Source organism: Mesorhizobium sp. WSM3224, from assembly GCF_000427725.1.
Lineage (GTDB): Bacteria > Pseudomonadota > Alphaproteobacteria > Rhizobiales > Rhizobiaceae > Mesorhizobium.
Genome location: NZ_ATYO01000007.1, coordinates 52,241 through 70,053, shown reverse-complemented (window position 1 = coordinate 70,053; position 17,813 = coordinate 52,241). Strand labels below are relative to the sequence as shown.

The window sequence follows — 17,813 nt, the reverse complement described above, 5'->3', positions numbered from 1 at the left end:
GCCCGGTGCGCCTGATCCCAAGGTTCGTCAGTCTCAGATGACGGTTCTCATCCACGCCAGGAAGGCTTCCATCACCGCCGATCGCGGACTGTGCTGCATCCACACGACATAGAAGCTGTAGCCCGGCAGGGACAATGGATGCGCCTTGACGAGCGCGCCGTTTTCCAGCTCGCGGCCGACCACGACGTCGCTCAGGATCGCGATGCCTTGCCCGGCGACGACCGCATCGATCGCATGCAGTTCCTCGCGGAAGCTCAAATCCCAGGCTTTGTCCGGGATCAGCTCAGGATCGATCGAACGAGCCGTCGCCAGCCATCGGCGCCAGGTGGGAGCGTCCGGATCCCGGTTCATCCAGTCGAAATGGATCAACGGATAGCGCAGGAGATCGGCGGCGCGCTCGATCGCCCGCCCGTCGCTGGCCAGCAGCCCTGGACTGCAAACGGGAAAGAAGGAATCACGGCACAGCTCTTGCCCCGCAAAGCCCACAGGCGGGCGCCGTGTGTAGCGGATCGCCACGTCAGCGGCGCCGGCGCGCAGATCGAGCAGCGCGTCCGTCCCGATGATCTCCAACGGCACGGCCGGGTTGGCCTGCCGCCATTTCGGCAACCGAGGCACCAGCCATCGGCTGGCGAAGGCGTTCGGGCTTGTCACCCGCAACGGCGCTTGAACATCCGGCTCGGCGACCGCGGCAAGGGAGCTGGCGAGAACATCGAAGCCATTGCGGACGATCGGGAACAGCCGCGCTCCGGCGCTGGTCAGCACAAGCGGGCGCGGCCGGCGCTGGAACAGCGTGCGACCGCATATCTCTTCCAGCAGGCGGATTTGGTGGCTGATCGCTGTCGGCGTCACGCCGAGCTCCGCCGCCGCGGCCTTGAAGCTGCCGTGCCGGGCGGCGGCCTCGAAGGCGTGCAAAGCGCGCAGCGGCGGGCGGTTTCCCATGCCGGCAGTGTAGATGAATTCTTCTCATCCAGCAGCGAAGAATTTCGCTTTTGCGGAAAGCGATGCCCTGTGAGACCGTGTCCCTTTCAGGACCGAGGGCGACGACGATGGGGATCCCACGACAGAGCGAAGCGCAATCGGGCCGATCCGTTTCCCCGGACACAACGATCGAACAGCTACGGCAGGGCATACAGGGCGAAGTCGTATTGCCGACGGACGCCGGCTACGACCAGGCGCGCAAGGTCTGGAACGGGGCGATCGACAAACGGCCCGCTGCAATCGTGTTTTGCATCAGTCCCGATGACGTCGTCCGTGCCGTGACGCATGCCAGGGCGCAAGGCTTGATCGTGGCCGTTCGCAGCGGCAGCCACAACGTCGCCGGCCTGTCCGTGTGCGACGATGGGATGGTGATCGATCTATCGCGCATGAAGAAGATCGCCGTCGATCCGCGGCGCCGCACCGCCAGGGCCGAAGCCGGCCTGACCCTCGCCGAGTTCGACGCGGCCACACAGGCGCACGGCCTTGCCACGACCATGGGCGTGAACGGCGACACCGGTATTGCCGGCCTCACGCTGGGTGGCGGCATCGGCAAGCTCGGGCGAAAGCACGGCCTGAGCTGCGACAATCTGATCGCGGCCGAGATCGTCACCGCCGACGGACGGCTGCTGCGGACAAGCGCCGGCGAGCATCCCGACCTGTTCTGGGCCTTGCACGGCGGCGGCGGCAATTTTGGCATCGTGACGGCGTTTGAATACCGGCTGCACCCGCTCGGCCCGGCGCTTCTCGTGGGCTCGGTGCTGCACGCCTACGATCATGCGCGCGAGGCCATGCGGTTTTACGACAAATTCTCAAGTGACGCTCCGGACGAGGTGAGCGTCGATGCCGCGCTCGTCACGCTGCCCTCCGGCGAGCGTGCCTTCTCCATCTCGGCCTGCTATGCCGGGTCGCCCGAAGCGGGCGAACCTGTCGTCGCGCCGCTGATGAAATTCGGATCCCCCATCGACAGCCGCCTTCAGCCCATCCCCTATCTCCAGATCCAATCGGCGGCCGACAGCGTCTTTCCACGCGGACGACGCTATTACTGGAAAGCGCAGTTCATGCGCGAGATCAGCGATGGCGCGATCGAGGCGCTGCTCGACGCTTACGCGAGGGCTCCCAACCGTTCCTCCCTGCTGGTTTTCCAGCAGGTCGGCGGCGCGATTGCCCGCGTGCCCGCGTCGCACTCGCCCTACGCCAACCGCGATGCGGCGCTTGACTGCTTTCCGATCGCGATCTGGGACGATCCGGCCGACGACGCGGCAAATATAGACTGGGCACGCGACCTGTGGAACGCGGCCAGGCCATTCTCAACCGGCGGCGTCTATGCCAACAATCTCGGCGATGAGGGTGACGAGCGCGTGCGTGATGCCTACGGCGCCAATTATGCGCGCCTCGCCACAATCAAGAAGCAATACGACCCGACCAATTTCTTCCGATTGAACCAGAATATCAGGCCTGGATAATTCGAAAGTCCGTGGGGGAAGCGTGCGCAGTCGCTGGACGATCCTTGCTGTGCTGTTTGTCGCCCGCACGGCGATGGCGGTGCAGTTCCAGAGTGTTGCCGCCGTCGCGCCGGAATTGGGCAAGGACCTGAACGCAAACCTCGCCGATATCGGCGTGCTCATTGGCCTCTATTTCGCGCCGGGCGTCGCGCTCGCGCTTCCCGGCGGCGCGATCGGCAAGCGTTTCGGCGACAAAGCGACGGTGCTCGCCGGCCTGGCCCTGATGCTGACGGGGGAAATCCTGCTGTACGCCTCGTCTTCATGGAACGCACAGATCACCGGCAGGTTGATCTCCGGTATGGGCGGCGTGCTGCTGAACGTGCTGATGACCAAGATGATCGTCGACTGGTTCGCCGGCCGGCAGATCGCCACGGCAATGGCGATCTTCATCAACTCATGGCCGCTGGGCATTGCCCTGACGCTTATTGCGCTGCCGCTGATCCAAACGGAATTCGGCATAGCGGGGACCCAGCTCGCGGTGATGGCGCTCATCGCGGTGGCGGTGGCGCTGGTGGGGCTTTTCTATCAGCGGCCCGACCAATCCACCGCCCCGGTTTCGGTGGAAACCGCGCGGCTTGCGAAGCCGGCCGTCCGGGCCGTGCTGCTGGCCGGCTCGATATGGGCTTTCTACAATGTCGGCTTCGCCATGATCTTCAGTTTCGCGCCATCGATGCTGGTCGAGCGCGGCTGGTCGACCGCCGCCGCCGGCTCGGCTGTCAGCATCGTGCTGTGGCTCGCGGCTCTTTCGGTTCCGCTCGGAGGCTACCTCGCGGACCGTGCGGGAAGCCGCAACGCGCTGCTTGTCGCAAGCTGCCTCGCTTTCGCTGCACTGATTGCGCTGTTGTGGCGGGGCTCGCCCGTGCCGTCCACATTGGTTGCGCTCGGCCTCGTCTGCGGGCTCCCAGCCGGATCGATCATGAGCCTGCCGGCGCGGGTGCTGGCGCCGGCGACACGAGCGCTGGGAATGGGACTTTTCTACACGGTCTACTACGCCACGATGCTGATCGCGCCTTGGCTTGGCGGCAGACTTGCGCTTTGGACTGGCGGCGCAGGCGCGGCCCTCGGCCTCGGCTCGGCCGCTCTTGCGGCGTGTCCGATCCTTTTGTGGGGGTTCGAACGCTGGCTGCTCGTGCAGGCCCGAACGGCACCGCAGGCAAGCTGAGACCCTTACGAATTTTCTGCCGGGCGGTGGCGCGGGGACTGTCGAGATCAGGCAGGAACGTAGGTCAACCTGAGCACATCCTCGCCGATCCGATCGCTGGCCATCAGGCGGAGCGGCGGCCGAGGTCCGGCGAAATAGGGCTTGCCGTGGCCAAGCACGACGGGATGCAGGTAGATCCGATACTCGTCGATCAAGCCGAGGTCAGTAAGGCTTCGCGCCAGGTCCGGGCCCGCGACTTCGATCTCACCGTCGCGTCCGGCCTTCAGCTTGCGGATCACGCCCTCGAGATCGCCCTCGACAAGCGTGGCGTTGGGGCCGACAGATTGCAACGAACGCGAGACGACCCATTTCGGCTGGCGCCGCCACGCCGCCGCGTAGGCAAGCCGCTCGGCATCCCATTCAGGATGATCGTCGTCCCAATAGCGCATGATCTCGTACATACGGCGGCCGTAGATGCTGCCGGCCTGCCTCTGCGCGTCCTCGATGAAGTGGCGGAAGAGTGTGGGGCTCGGCCCAAACGCCATGTGATCGACGTAACCGTCCAGCGACTGGTTCATTCCGAACACGAGCTTGGCCATTGCCTGTCCCTAACATGGCATTCGCGCAATCTGATTGCGTTATGCAATCAGTTCAGGTTAGATCGACCGATCTATTTTGCAATTGGTTTTTGGAGCGCGCATGAGCAACCCCGTCCGCTCGCGCCAAGCGGATCATCCTGTCGAGCAAACCTTTGGAGTGTCGACCTCGTGGATGCGGCGCGAACGGATGTTTTCGAGATTATTGGCGCGCCCGAAGAGATTCGAACTCCTGACCCCCAGATTCGTAGTCTGGTGCTCTATCCAGCTGAGCTACGGGCGCGCAATAGGCCGTGTGTGACACAGGCCCCGCGAACCGGTCGAGATGGCCGGCCGCGATGTGGTGTGTTCCCTAACGACTGAATTTGCGAAAAGCAAGCCGATCCGGCAAAAGTTTTGTCGCAGGTATTTTGTTTGGATCGCCTACGCTGGTCGGCGCAAACTTCCGCGCGCCTGATCGAGCCGCACCGGCTGGTCGGGGATGGTGACGGCGAAGACGGTGCGGCCGCCGATCGATTCGACAAGCTCGACCGCGCCGCCATGGGCGCGGATCAGCTCATGGGCGATCGCCAGGCCGAGGCCGGTGCCGCCGCTGCGCGCCGAGCCGCGGAAGGCGGCGAACAGGTTCTCGCGCGCCTTGGGCGGCAGGCCGGGACCGGTGTCGGTGACGGTGATACGGCTGACGCTGCCATGGCGCTCGGCGCCGACTGCCAGCCGGCGCACCACCGCGCTTTCGGTATCGGCCGCCATCGCCTGCACGGAATTGCGGCAGAGATTGGTGAGCACGCGGAACAGCTGGTCGGAATCGGCGTCGACCTCGAAGGCGTGCTCGATGGCGTTGATGAACTCGATGCTGTCCTCGATGTCGAGCAGGCCGTGCACGTCGTCGACCAGCTGGCGCAACCGCACGCGCCGGCGCGACGGCGCCGGCTCCTGCGTGCGGCCATAGGCGAGCACGCCCTCCGAATAGGCCACGGCGCGGTCGAGCGCGCGCAAAAGCTTCGGCGCGAAGGACTGCACGGTCGGATCCTTCACGTGGCGCAGGCGATCCGACATCAGCTGCGCGGACGCCAGGATGTTGCGCATGTCGTGATTGATCTTCGACACGGCCAACCCAAGGTCCGCCAGATGCTTCTGCTCCGACAGCATCTTCTGCAGCCGGTCCTGCATCAGCGACAGCTCACGCTCGGCCACCCCGATCTCGTCGGCGCGGTCGCCGGGGCGGATGACGCGGCCGGGATCGTCGGGCGCCTCGGAGAAAGACAGGATCGAGCGCGTCATGGTGCGGATCGGCCCGATCATGATCAGGTCGATCGCCGCATAGACCAGCATGGCGGTGAAGAGCGAGATGAGCAGCGAGACGACGGCGACATTGCGCGAATATCTGAGCATGGCGTCGCGCAAACGGTAATCGGGCATGATCAGCTCGAATTCCTTGTCGCTGTCGCCGACCGGACCGAAGACGCGCAGCATGCGCTTGCCGCCGAAGAACAAGGTGTCGAGCGCGCCGGTCATGCCGTTGACCAGGCCGACATTGGTGATGTCGATATGCTCGTCGACCTGGGGCGGCATGTCGGAAACGACGAGCAGCCGCGAGACGCCGCCGTCGCGAACAGCGATCGCCTTGGCGCCGATCGCCATCAGCACGTCGTTCTGGGCGGTGTGCGACAGCGAATTGGGCTCGCCTTGCAGCAGCACGATCGACACGGCGGCGGCGGTGCTCAACCGCTCCTTCAGCCAATTGACCCGGTAGCTGGCGATCCAGGGCAGGAAGATCAGGATTTCGGCCAGCAGCACGAAGGCGATGGTGAGCAGGAGAAGCTTTGTCGACAGGCCGCGCGACAGCGGCACCCGGCGCGTGGAGTTCGCCGCCGCCGGAGTTGCCTGCTCATTCGTGGACAGAGTTTCACTCGTCATTGACGCGCATTCACAAAGGCTTGATCGGTCAAGGTTATGCGATTTGCGGCTTTTTTGCCAATTTCATCGTCACCCCGCGAAAAATTGCCCCGCGGCGGGGCGGATTGACTTCCAAAACCCTTCTTTCTATAAGCCCGCTCACGCTCGGGCCATTCGTCCCGGCGCGGTTTCGATCGCGCCTAAGCCGGCCTGGCAAAGCTCCTGTTACAGAGTGACAGAATCAAGAAGGGCCGCACCCCGCGGTATTAAAACAAATGAAGCGTACTTACCAACCGTCCAAGCTCGTCCGTAAGCGCCGGCATGGTTTCCGTGCCCGCATGGCTACCAAGGGTGGCCGTGGTGTCGTTGCTGCCCGCCGTAATCGCGGCCGCAAGCGGCTCAGCGCCTGAACGGAAGACGAGATCGTTGCCCGCAACCGGCAAGCCAAAGGGATACGCTCCCGGGCGGCTTCTGAAACGCGCGGACTTTCTGGCTGTGCGCGGCGGCGAGAAACGCCGCGGACGGCTTTTTCTCGTTGAAGTTCTCGACCGCGGCGATGACCTTGCGCCGCGCGTCGGCTACACCGTCACCAAGAAGGTCGGCAACGCCGTGGTGCGCAACCGCGTCCGGCGTCGGCTGAGGGAAGCCGTGCGCGTCCATGCCGCCGATGACATGACGCCCGGCAATGACTATGTGATCGTCGGGCGCGAAGACGTGCTTGCCACTCCGTTCGGCCAGTTGAAGGCCGAACTTTCCCGCCGGCTGCGCGGAACACGATAGGCCAGGGCTTTCGATGGAAACCAACCGCAATTTCTTCATCACCATCGCGCTGTCGGTGCTGATCCTGACGCTCTGGCAGGTGTTCTACATGAACCCGCGCGTGGAGCAGCAGCGCGAGCAGGCCCGCATCGAGCAGCAACGCGTCGAGGCGACGAAGAAGGAAGCGCAAGGAACCAATCCAGGCGCGGCCGGAACGCCGGCCCCTGCGCCCGGCGCCATTCCGACCACGCCCGGCGGCGATGCGGTGACGGCGGCCAGCCGCGACCAGGCGATTGCCGCGAGCAAGCGCGTCAAGATCGACACGCCCAGCCTCGAGGGCTCGATCAACCTGACCGGCGCGCGCCTCGATGACCTGAAGCTCAAGCACTACAATGAGACGGTCGACAAGAACTCGCCAGAGATCGAGCTGCTCAACCCGTCCTCGCTGCCCAACGGCTATTTCGCAGAGATCGGCTTCGTCGGCAACGACGCGACAGGCAAGGTGCCGGGCGCCGATACGGTGTGGAGCGTCGACGGCAATCCGACGCTGACGCCGTCGACGCCGGTGACGCTGAGCTTCACCAACGACAAGGGCCTGACGTTCAAGCGCACCATCTCGATCGACAACAACTACATGTTCACCGTTTCCGACACGGTGCAGAATTCGGGAACGGCCGCCGTCTCGTTGTACAATTACGGGCGCGTGACCCGCTTCGACAAGCCGGCCGTCGCCAGCACCTACGTGCTGCATGAGGGCCTGATCGGCGTGACCGGCAGCGAAGGGCTGCAGGAGTACAAATACGCCAAGATCGAGAAGGACAAGGAATACACGCCCAGCAAGTCGACCAATGGCTGGCTCGGCATCACCGACAAGTACTGGGCCGTGACGCTCATCCCGACGGAGAAGCAGCCCTTCCAGCCGAAATTCTCCTATTTCGAGTTCAAGGACGGTCCCCACTCGCACAGCTACCAGTCCGACTACCTTTCCGACGCGATCAGCGTTGCGCCCGGACAGTCGACGACGGTGGAGTCCGAAATCTTCGCCGGCGCGAAGGAAGTCTCGACGATCAATGCCTACGAGGCCGACCGTCATATCCGCCAGTTCAGCCTGATGATCGACTGGGGCTGGTTCTATTTCATCACCAAGCCGATGTTCTGGCTCATCGACACGCTCTACAAGTTCTTCGGCAATTTCGGCCTGGCGATCCTCGCCACCACCGTCATCGTCAAGGCCATCTTCTTCCCCCTTGCCAACAAGTCCTATGCCTCGATGGCGAACATGAAGAAGGTGCAGCCGAAGATGGTCGAGATCCGCGAGAAATACGCGGACGACAAGATGAAGCAGCAACAGGCGATGATGGAGCTCTACAAGACCGAGAAGATCAATCCGCTGGCCGGCTGCTGGCCGGTGGCGCTGCAGATCCCGGTGTTCTTCTCGCTCTACAAGGTGCTCTACATCACCATCGAGATGCGGCATGCGCCGTTCTTCGGCTGGATCCACGACCTGGCGGCGCCCGACCCGACATCGGTCTTCAACCTGTTCGGCCTGCTGCCATTCGCGGCGCCCGCCTTCCTGCCGCATATGGGTGCCTGGGCGGTGGTCATGGGCATCACCATGTTCCTGCAGATGCGCATGAACCCGGCGCCGCCGGATCCGACGCAGGCAGCGATCTTCACCTGGATGCCGGTGATCTTCACCTTCATGATGGGCTCATTCCCGGCCGGCCTGGTCATCTACTGGGCCTGGAACAACACGCTGTCGATCCTGCAGCAGGGCGTGATCATGAAGCGCCAGGGTGCCAAGATCGAATTATGGGACAATCTGGCGGCGCTGTTCCGCAAGAAACCATCGCCGGCGGAGTAGCCGGAACCCGATCTTCCAAAGCGAACCCCGGCCATCGGCCGGGGTTTTTCGTTGGAGATGCCGACGGGACAGCGCCAACCTTCGCGATTGATGCGGCAAAGGTCGCGGAATGGATCCTCGGGTCAAGCCCGAGGATGACGACGTCACGAGGGGTTCGGCCGATCTCCAACGTCCGCGCCATTCGGACAAGGCGATCGCGTATGGCTTTCTGAGCTTCAGATAACCGGCAAGCCTTGATCGGCTGCGTTGCGTTGGCGTTCGCCGATAAACCCACACGTGATTGCCCTCGACACACCGGGGGCGAGAATGATTTTCGGCAGATTATTAGGGGCTCCTGAAACTCCGCGCCGGCCCGCTTCGTATAATTTTCGTCCTCCCCAAAAGCCGCGGCGGCTTCCGGCGCAACGACGCCGGTGTTTGGGAGGCCGCCCGGCAGGCCGGGGTCCCGCGCGGCGGGACCCCGGTCCTTTATTCCATGACCGCGCCGTGATCGATCTTGGCCGGCGTGCCGGGCTTGCGCAGCAGAAGCACCAGCGGGATGGCGGCCAAGGACAGGATCATCATCAGCTTGAAGTCGTCGACATAGCTGATGATCGTCGCCTGCAGCGTCACCAGTCCGTCGAGCGCGGCGCGACCGGCGCCGGTGTAAGGGCTCAGCGCCTGTGAGACCGCCGGATCGCTGAACGCCTGGTTGTAGGGCGTCACATAGGTGGCGATGCTGGCGTGATTGATCTGCTGGTTCTGCGTCAAAAGCGCGGTGACGACCGAGATGCCGACGCTGGAGCCGATGTTGCGCGACAGATTGTAGAGGCCGGTGCCTTCCGCGCGCCGCTCCGGCGCCAGCGTGGCGAAGGTGATGGTGGTGAGCGGCACGAACAGGAAGCCGAGCCCCGCGCCCTGGATGAAGCCGGTGCTGATGATCGTCCACTGCGAGACATCCGGCGTCCAGCCGGTCATGTCGTACATCGCCCAGGCGGTGATCGCGAGGCCGATGAACAGCAGCCAGCGCGTGTCGACCTTGCCGACAAGACGGCCGACGAGGAACATGCAGGCCATGGTGCCGAGGCCGCGCGGCCCCATGACGATGCCGGCCGTCACCACCGGATAGCCCATCAGCGTCTGCAGATAAGGCGTCATCAGCGCAAGCGAGGCGAGATAGGTGATGCCGATGATGAAGATGAACACCATGCCGACGGCGAAGTTGCGGTCGAGGAACAGCCGCGGGTTCACGAAGGTGTCGCGCGCGGTGAAGGTGTGGACGATGAAGATGTAAAAAGCCGACGCGCAGACCAGCGCCTCGACGATGATCTCGGCCGAGGAGAACCAGTTGAGCTGCTCGCCGCGGTCGAGGAACATCTGCAGCGACGCGATGGCGATGCTGAGCATGCCGAAGCCCAGCCAATCGAGCCTGGCCTTGAGGTCGAGCTTGGTTTCCTGGACGAACATCGAGACGCCGGCGAAGGCAAGCATGCCGATCGGCACGTTGATGTAGAAGACCCAACGCCAGGAGACGTTCTCCGTCAGCCAGCCGCCGATGACCGGGCCGAGCACCGGCCCGACCATCACCGAGACGCCGAACAGCGCCATGGCCGAGCCGCGCTCCTCGACGCTGTAGATGTCGAGCAGGATGCTCTGCGACAGCGGCACCAAGGCCGCGCCGAACAGGCCCTGCAGCAGGCGGAAACCGACGATCTGCGGCAGCGACTGGGCAAAGCCGCACAGCACCGAGGCCACCACGAAGCCGGTGATCGCCACCAGCAGGATCCGCTTGCGGCCAAAACGATTGGCGAGATAGCCCGACGGCGGCGTCATCACGGCGGCGGCGACGATATAGGAGGTGAGCACCCAGTTGATCTGGTCGGCGCTCGCCGAGACGCTGCCCTGGATGTAGGGCAGCGCCACATTGGCGATGGTGGTGTCCAGCGCCTGCATGATGACCGCCAGGATCACGCAAGCGGTAATGGCGCCGCGATTGGCGACCACGGGCGCGCCTGTCGCGGAAGCCGTGGTCATGAGTTTGGTCCGAAGCGCTTGAGGAGGTCGGTGGCGAAATCGGGCAGGCCGCGGGCATGACCGGTGTCGATGCCGACGACCGCGCTCATGCCGCCGCGCAGCGGCGGCTTGCCTTCGGGATCATTGATCGTCACCCGCATCGGAATGCGCTGCACGACCTTGACCCAGTTGCCGCTGGTGTTCTGCGCCGGCAGCAGCGAGAAGCTCGACGACGAAGCAGGGCTGATCGAGCCGACCGTGCCGTGCCAGACCTCGCCCGGGTAGCCGTCGATGCTGATCGTCGCCTTCTGCCCGGGCCGCACATAGGTGAGCTCGGTCTCCTTCGGCTCGGCGGCGATCCAGATGTCGGTCGACGACACCAGGCTGAAGGCCGGTTGCGACGCCGGCAGGTACTTGCCGACCTGCAGCGCGTCGACATTGGTGACGATGCCGTCGAACGGCGCCTTGACGACGGCGTCGTTGAGGTTGCGCTGGGCATCGTCCACTGCCGACTGGGCCTGCAGGTAGAACGGGTTCTTCTCGACCGGCTGGCTGGCGTCGCCGCCGAGCTGGGCAAGCATGGCCTGCGCCTGCGCCTTGGCGACGATCACCTTCTGGCGGGCGGCGACGAGGTCGTGCTGGGCGCTGTCGAAGGTCGCCTTGGAGGCGGTCGAGGTCTTGAGCAGGTCCTGCTGACGCTGGAAGGCGGACTCGTAGTAGGGGATGTCGGCCTCGGCCTGGTCTATCGATGCCAGCGACTGCTGGTAGCTCGCCTGCAGCGTCAGCACCTGGTTGCGCACCGTGCCGAGCTGCGCCTTGGCGCCCGCGAGCGCGGTCTCGAAAGAGGCGGGCCTCAGACGGAAGAGCACATCGCCCTTCTTCACCGCCTCGTTGTCATGCACGTCGATCTCGTCGACGGTGCCGGAGACATCCGTCGAAACGCCAAGCGACTGCGCCTGGATATAGGCGTTGTCGGTGGTCATGACCTGGCCGCCGACGACATAGTAGTAGCCGCCGGCCACAAGCGCGACCGGGAGCAGCGCGAACAGGATCGGCCGGGTGAGGCTGCGGCGCGGCTTGACGGGAGCCGGCGGAGCTACAGTGACAGAAGCCGGTTTCGGCTGCGTCGAGGGAGCTTCGGCCGCCGGCTCCGGGGCGACGGGGCTTTCCAGCTCGCCATCGTCGATCGCAGGATTGCCGCCGCCGCGCCTGTGCTCGCGCTGGCTGTCCAGGCGGATGACCTGGTCGCTTACTCTTTCGCTTTCCTCGTCGGCGGGCTTTCTGGGTGAGGTTCCTTCAGACATGGACTTTCTCCCGGTCGACGGCCGGCTGGGCGCAGGCCTCGAGCAGATTGGATTTGATCAGGCAAAGGGTCTGCAGCAGCTGGCGCTGCGCGTCCGCGGACAGGCCCGTGAAGGCCTCCTCGCGCGTCTTCTGGCCGTTGCTGCGCATCACTTCGATGAGCGGATGGGCCTTCAGGGTCAGGTAGAGAAGCCACGCCCTGCGGTCGGCGGGATCGGGCCGGCGCTCAATGAAGCCGCGCGCTTCCATCTTGTCGAGCAGCCGTGCGAGCGTGATCGGCATGATCTCGATGAGGTCGGCCAGCTTGTTCTGGTGGATGCCCTCATGCAGCGAAAGATAGGCCAGCACCTGCCATTGCGCGCGGGTCAGCCCGAAGGCGCGCGACCGCTGCTCGAACCGCTTCCTGAGCAGGCGCGCGACATCGTGCAGCACGAAGCTGATATTTGGCGAGGAGGGCATGGGAGAAACTTCGGAGTCGGCGAACAAACTTTCGTGAGCATGCTTATTATCATCATGCACATAATCCGACTGGACGCGGTCTGCAAGACCGACTAAGGCGCATGGTCAAAATATCGCATGGGCCAGAACCCCCGCTGGACCAGCCTATTTTGCGGCAAGGGCAAGACGATGAACCGGCTCAAGACCACCCTCCTCGCGATCCTGATAGGATACGCTTTTCCGGTCGCCGCGAAGGACGCGGTGAGCTGCGGCGGGGCGGCAATGCTGGGTGGCGCGCAGCTCAACTGCAGCCACGTGCAACGCAAGGCGCCGCCGCAATTCTGCACTTTCAGCTGGGCTCTCCACACGATGACCGGCGAGCAGAAGATCGTCGAGGGCAGCTTCTCGCTGCCGCCCGGAGCGTCGAACGTCCAGGTTTATCAGGGCAGCGGGTTCGACAGCGCCCTTTCCAATCCGATCGTGATCTGCCGCGGCAGCCACTGAACGGTTGGTGCTACAGGCGGATCACGTTAGTTTGATCGCGCGCCGCCATCGCCCGCTGCGCCATAACATGCCTGCGAACCCTGGAGGGACCGCGTTGACCGGACCCAACCCCAACATCAAGCATCCCGTCGCGATGCATCCGCGCGTCGGCTTCCTGAAGCCGCTGGTGAGCGCGCCCAACATCGAGATCGGCGACTTCACCTATTACGACGATCCCGACGGCCCCGACAAATTCGCCGAGAAATGCGTTCTGCATCACTATGACTTCATCGGCGACAGGCTGATCATCGGCAAATTCTGCGCCATCGCGGAGGGAGCGCGCTTCATCATGAATGGCGCCAACCACGCCATGTCCGGATTCTCGACCTATCCCTTCAACATCTTCGGTCATGGCTGGGAGGAAGGTTTTGACCCGGAGACCTGGTCGAAGGAGATCCGCGGCGACACCACCATAGGCAATGACGTGTGGATCGGCATGGATGCGGTCATCATGCCAGGCATCAATATCGGACATGGCGCCATCGTGGCGGCGAAATCGGTTGTCACGCACGACGTGCCGCCTTATGCGATCGTGGCCGGCAACGCGGCCAAGGTGGTGAAAATGCGCTTCGACGAATTCACGGTGCGGCGGCTCTTGAAGGCAGCCTGGTGGGACTGGCCGGTCGACAAGATCAGCCGCAACCTCAACGCCATTCGCGGCGCCGATATTTCCAGGCTGGAGGCAGCGGTTTGAACGCGCCCGACAAATCCACGAGCGAAATTGCAATAAGTCCGGAGCTGTTCACGCGCGCGTGGATCTTCATCCGCGGCGTGCCGTCGATGAAATTCCTGCCGCCGGAAGGCCCGCCGGAGATCGCCTTCGCCGGCCGCTCCAATGTCGGCAAGTCGTCGCTGATCAACGCGCTGGTCGGGCACAAGGGCCTGGCGCGCACGTCCAACACGCCGGGCCGCACGCAGGAACTCAACTATTTCGTGCCGGACGGGTTCTCCGGCGAAGGCGCCGACCTGCCGCCGATGGCGCTGGTCGACATGCCGGGCTACGGCTATGCCAGCGCGCCTAAGGAAAAGGTCGATGAGTGGACGAAACTCATCTACGAATATCTGCAAGGCCGCGTCACGCTGAAGCGCGTCTATGTGCTGATCGACGCCCGCCACGGCATCAAGGCCAAGGACGAGGAAGTGCTGACCCTGCTCGACAAGGCGGCGGTCTCCTACCAGGTAGTGCTGACCAAGACCGACAAGATCAAGGCGGCCGGCGTGCCGAGACTGATCGAGGAGACGCTGGCCAAGATCAAGAAGCGGCCGGCGGCGTTCCCCGTGGTGCTGGCGACGTCATCGGAGAAAGCCGCGGGTCTCGACGAATTGCGCGCGGCAATCGCCCTGGTGGCGAACGGCGGCTGACGCCGCCCTGCCGGGGACCGCCCCGATCAATCCGTCTCGTCGCGTCCAGGCTCACGATCGCGCCGGCCGGTGAGTATCTCGCGCTTGCCGACATGGTTGGGGGTGCCGACCAGGCCCTCCTTCTCCATGCGTTCGACCAGCGAGGCGGCGCGGTTGTAGCCGACGCCGAGACGGCGCTGGATGTAAGAAGTCGAGCATTTCTTGTCGCGCTTGACCACCTTGACGGCTTCCTCATAGAGCGCGTCGCCATCCTCCTCGGCGATTGCGCTTTTGTCGAAGACCGGGCCAGCGTCCGCCGCTTCCTCACCCTCTTCCTCGTCGGCGGTGACCGTGTCGAGATATTCGGGGCGCCCCTGCGCTCTCAGATGCGCCACGACGTGCTCGACCTCCACGTCGGACACAAAGGGGCCATGTACGCGCGAAATGCGCCCGCCGCCGGCCATGTGCAGCATGTCGCCCTGGCCGAGCAACTGCTCGGCGCCCTGCTCGCCCAGGATGGTGCGGCTGTCGATCTTCGACGTCACCTGGAAGGAGATGCGGGTGGGGAAATTGGCCTTGATGGTGCCGGTGATGACGTCGACCGAGGGACGCTGCGTGGCCATGATCAAATGGATGCCGGGCGGCGCGCGCCATCTGCGCCAGCCGCTGGATGGCGCCTTCGATCTCCTTGCCGGCCACCATCATCAGGTCGGCCATCTCGTCGACGATGATGACGATGTAGGGCATGGGCGAGAGGTCGATGGCACGCTCCTCGAACAGCGGCTCGCCGGTGCCCTTCTCGAAACCAACCTGCACCTGCATGGCCACGACTTCGCCCTTGTCGCGGGCACTTTCCGCGCGCTGGTTGTAGCCGTCGATGCTGCGCACGCCGAGGCGCGCCATCTTGCGGTAGCGGTCCTCCATCTCGCGCACCGCCCATTTCAGCGCTGTGACGGCCTTCTTGGGATCGGTGACGACCGGCGTCAAAAGATGCGGGATGCCGTCATAGACCGAGAGTTCAAGCATCTTGGGATCGACCATGATGAGGCGGCATTCCTCCGGCTTCATGCGGTAGAGCAGCGACAATATCATGGTGTTGATGGCGACCGACTTGCCGGAGCCGGTGGTGCCGGCCACCAGCAGATGAGGCATCTTGGCGAGCTCGGCGATGACCGGTTCGCCGCCGATCGTCTTGCCGAGGCCGAGCGCCAGCTTGCAGGAGGTATTGCGGAAGCCCGCCGAGCCGATCAGCTCGCGGAAATAGACCGTTTCGCGCGTCTCGTTGGGTAGCTCGATGCCGATGACATTGCGGCCCGGCACCACAGCGACGCGCGCCGAAATGGCCGACATCGAGCGGGCGATGTCGTCGGCGAGCCCGATGACGCGGCTGGACTTCACGCCCGGAGCCGGCTCGAATTCGTAGAGCGTGACGACCGGACCCGGCCGGACATGGATGATCTCGCCCTTGACGCCGAAATCCTCCAGTACGCTTTCAAGCAGGTCGGCGTTCTGCTCCATCCGCTCCTGCGACATGTAGAAGCCCTGGCCTTCCGGCGGCATCTGCAAAAGGTCCTCGGAAGGAAGCTCGTAGCCGATGGAAGCGGACGGCGGCACGACCGCGCCGGCGATCGGCAGGGAGGGCTTGGATTTGGCGGTCGATTTGCCGGTCCCGGCGCTCACCGCATGAGAGGCCGGCGCAGTCTCTGCAGGAGCGGGCTGAACGGCGGGAGTAGCAGCCGGCGCAGCGTTCGGAAGCATCGCGTCGGAGCGCCATTCGATGACGCGGTAGAACGATGTCGCGTCGCTCATGAGAGCGGGGCGCGGTTGGCTCGGCTGCTGTCTCGGGATCACTGACGGCTGTGCTGCGACGGCTGGCGCCTGTGAGCTCTCGCTGGCACGCGCCCGCGCCAGGCGCTCGGCAAGGAAAGGCATGCCGAACTCGAAAAAGGCGTGATCGGAAAGATAGGACCAGCGCAATCCGGTCGGACGCGGCTTCGGCGCCGGAGCGGCGGCAATCCGGGGCGCCGCGGCGGGAGCGGCGGCGGAAGGCACCTGGACCGGTCTGGCTTGCGCCGACGATGCAGTGGTAGCCGGCGTTGCCCTGACTGGATTGGCTGTTGCGAGGGCCGGCGGCGCGGACCGGACGGGCTCGACTGCGGGTGCCTTGCCCTGCGCGGCATCCTCCCCTCGCGGGGTGTTCCGCTTGGCGAGATCGGTGTCCGGCGTGCGGGTGAAACGCACATTGGGCGCAAGGAAAAAATAGTTCTGCCAGGCCGGGCGGCTGAATTCGCCGCCATCGGCCGAATCGAACGATGCGACGCGAGCGGCGTTCGATTCGCTCTCCTGCGCAGCGCGCAACGTGACGACCCGCCCCGCTTGCGCCAGTGGCTGCGAGACCGCGCCACGGCGCCCGGCGTCCTCCGCGCGACGGTGATCGTCGTCGCCGTAGGCGGAAGCGCCAGAAAGATTGGCACGGGGAAAACGCGTGGATGTCATTCTCGAGACTCGCCGATTGAACGTGTCCCGAGACATAGGAAGCGACGGTTAACAGGTCCTTCCGACAGCGCCAGCCGGATGATCCCTGTGGATGTTTTTGAGTGGGGCCGGCCGGCAGGCCTTCGCGGTACCGAGGTCGACCGCGCCGACGGGCTTCCTGGAGACGCGTCGCGACCCTTCAGGTTCGCCCTGTGTGCTCCGGGATGCGCGTGCTCGGACGTTCAGGCCGATGCCAAGGCCCTTTCCTCGGCGAGGAATTTTTCCGTGCCGTAGGCCTTGAGAAAAACGTCGACGCCGGACGCCACGATGTGCTCGATCTCAGCGTGGCTCGGCGCCTTGGTGCGGTAGGAAAAGATGCATTGGCGGAACAAGCCGGCCAGGCACAACTCGGTGAACTGATAGGCGGCAAGGTCGACATCGTCGATCTGCAGCAGGCCGCGTTCGACGACTTCGTTGAGGAAGGCCATGACCTTGTCGTGGCCGCGCTTCGGGCCACGTTCGTAGAAGCGCGCGCCAAGCTCCGGTATCCTGTCGGATGCGCCGACCACCGTGCGCTGGGCCTGGATGACCTTGACCGAGGTGATCTTGGTGGCGAGCACCGTGCCGAACTTCACCAGCGTCTTGCGCAGGTCCTGGAAATGGTCGAGCACCTCATACATGTTCTTGAAGATGGTGCCGCGCTCTTCCTCTATGAGGGCCTCGAACAGCTCTTCCTTGTTTTCGAAATAGACGTAGATCGTGCCCTTCGAGACGCCGGCCTCGCGGGTGATGTCGTTCATCGAGGCGGCCTCGAAACCCTTGTCTATGAAGACGCGGCGAGCGCCCTCGATGATCTGGGCCCGTTTTACAGGATCCTGCCCGGCCGCGGGTCGGCCTTTGCGCAAGTCGAGCAGATCGCTATCGGCTGTCGTGTCGACCATGGACGTCATTCCCTAGAAAATATTTCGAACCGCTCGGTTCGATTT

The 17,813-nt window shown here is 64.4% G+C and carries 15 protein-coding genes, 1 tRNA gene and 1 pseudogene; 8 read left to right on the top strand and 9 right to left on the bottom strand.

Translation table 11 applies throughout. The annotated features are described in order from the left end of the window. Positions 1-33 precede the first annotated feature (33 nt). On the bottom strand, positions 34-939 hold the full coding sequence (locus tag YU3_RS0114355; protein ID WP_027166906.1) for a LysR substrate-binding domain-containing protein: 906 nt from the start codon (positions 937-939) through the stop codon (positions 34-36). A 206-nt stretch (positions 940-1,145) separates the two neighbouring features. On the opposite strand from YU3_RS0114355, the gene YU3_RS0114350 reads away from it, so the two are divergent. Further along, the gene (locus tag YU3_RS0114350) at positions 1,146-2,441 is read left to right on the top strand and encodes an FAD-binding oxidoreductase (RefSeq protein WP_245273504.1); all 1,296 of its coding nucleotides are present in this window, start codon (positions 1,146-1,148) and stop codon (positions 2,439-2,441) included. A 22-nt stretch (positions 2,442-2,463) separates the two neighbouring features. Further along, complete coding sequence (locus tag YU3_RS0114345) at positions 2,464-3,642, top strand: MFS transporter (protein ID WP_027166904.1); 1,179 nt, start codon at positions 2,464-2,466, stop codon at positions 3,640-3,642. A gap of 47 nt (positions 3,643-3,689) precedes the next feature. Here the strand turns inward: YU3_RS0114345 and YU3_RS0114340 are convergent, their stop codons facing one another. From YU3_RS0114340 to YU3_RS0114330, 3 genes are all read right to left on the bottom strand, one after another. After that, positions 3,690-4,220, bottom strand: a complete 531-nt coding sequence (locus YU3_RS0114340; protein ID WP_027166903.1) for a dihydrofolate reductase family protein — start codon at positions 4,218-4,220, stop codon at positions 3,690-3,692. 203 nt (positions 4,221-4,423) lie between these two features. After that, a tRNA-Arg gene (locus YU3_RS0114335) sits at positions 4,424-4,500 on the bottom strand. Between the two features lie 140 nt (positions 4,501-4,640). After that, positions 4,641-6,134, bottom strand: a complete 1,494-nt coding sequence (locus YU3_RS0114330; RefSeq protein WP_027166902.1) for a HAMP domain-containing sensor histidine kinase — start codon at positions 6,132-6,134, stop codon at positions 4,641-4,643. 254 nt (positions 6,135-6,388) lie between these two features. On the opposite strand from YU3_RS0114330, the gene rpmH reads away from it, so the two are divergent. From rpmH to yidC, 3 genes are read left to right on the top strand one after another with little or no spacing between them, the layout of a single operon-like run. Then, positions 6,389-6,523, top strand: a complete 135-nt coding sequence (gene rpmH, locus YU3_RS39305) for a 50S ribosomal protein L34 (RefSeq protein WP_008833937.1) — start codon at positions 6,389-6,391, stop codon at positions 6,521-6,523. A 16-nt stretch (positions 6,524-6,539) separates the two neighbouring features. Beyond that, positions 6,540-6,893 carry a ribonuclease P protein component gene (rnpA, locus tag YU3_RS0114325; protein WP_027166901.1) on the top strand — a complete coding sequence of 118 codons (354 nt, stop codon included), beginning with the start codon at positions 6,540-6,542 and terminating at the stop codon, positions 6,891-6,893. A gap of 13 nt (positions 6,894-6,906) precedes the next feature. Then, on the top strand, positions 6,907-8,736 hold the full coding sequence (gene yidC / locus YU3_RS0114320) for a membrane protein insertase YidC (protein WP_027166900.1): 1,830 nt from the start codon (positions 6,907-6,909) through the stop codon (positions 8,734-8,736). A 468-nt stretch (positions 8,737-9,204) separates the two neighbouring features. Here yidC and YU3_RS0114310 read toward each other — a convergent pair whose 3' ends face one another. The 3 genes from YU3_RS0114310 to YU3_RS0114300 are packed head-to-tail and all read right to left on the bottom strand — an operon-like array spanning position 9,205 to position 12,489. Then, the gene (locus tag YU3_RS0114310) at positions 9,205-10,749 is read right to left on the bottom strand and encodes a DHA2 family efflux MFS transporter permease subunit (RefSeq protein WP_027166899.1); all 1,545 of its coding nucleotides are present in this window, start codon (positions 10,747-10,749) and stop codon (positions 9,205-9,207) included. Beyond that, positions 10,746-12,032, bottom strand: coding sequence for an HlyD family secretion protein (locus YU3_RS0114305; protein ID WP_027166898.1), 1,287 nt, complete (start codon positions 12,030-12,032; stop codon positions 10,746-10,748). Before YU3_RS0114305 ends, YU3_RS0114310 begins: the two co-directional genes overlap by 4 nt. Then, complete coding sequence (locus YU3_RS0114300) at positions 12,025-12,489, bottom strand: MarR family transcriptional regulator (protein WP_036258500.1); 465 nt, start codon at positions 12,487-12,489, stop codon at positions 12,025-12,027. The genes YU3_RS0114305 and YU3_RS0114300 overlap by 8 nt, the downstream gene beginning before the upstream one ends. A 168-nt stretch (positions 12,490-12,657) precedes the next feature. On the opposite strand from YU3_RS0114300, the gene YU3_RS0114295 reads away from it, so the two are divergent. The 3 genes from YU3_RS0114295 to yihA all read left to right on the top strand — a co-directional run bounded on the left by YU3_RS0114295 (position 12,658) and on the right by yihA (position 14,373). Then, positions 12,658-12,972, top strand: coding sequence for a hypothetical protein (locus YU3_RS0114295; RefSeq protein ID WP_027166896.1), 315 nt, complete (start codon positions 12,658-12,660; stop codon positions 12,970-12,972). 94 nt (positions 12,973-13,066) lie between these two features. Next, positions 13,067-13,705, top strand: coding sequence for a CatB-related O-acetyltransferase (locus YU3_RS0114290; protein ID WP_027166895.1), 639 nt, complete (start codon positions 13,067-13,069; stop codon positions 13,703-13,705). 26 nt (positions 13,706-13,731) lie between these two features. Beyond that, on the top strand, positions 13,732-14,373 hold the full coding sequence (gene yihA / locus YU3_RS0114285) for a ribosome biogenesis GTP-binding protein YihA/YsxC (protein WP_027166894.1): 642 nt from the start codon (positions 13,732-13,734) through the stop codon (positions 14,371-14,373). A gap of 26 nt (positions 14,374-14,399) precedes the next feature. Here the strand turns inward: yihA and YU3_RS36545 are convergent. Beyond that, positions 14,400-16,848 (bottom strand): annotated as a pseudogene (locus YU3_RS36545) (DNA translocase FtsK). Between the two features lie 221 nt (positions 16,849-17,069). After that, the gene (locus YU3_RS0114275; protein WP_027166893.1) at positions 17,070-17,768 is read right to left on the bottom strand and encodes a TetR/AcrR family transcriptional regulator; all 699 of its coding nucleotides are present in this window, start codon (positions 17,766-17,768) and stop codon (positions 17,070-17,072) included. Positions 17,769-17,813: the final 45 nt, after the last annotated feature.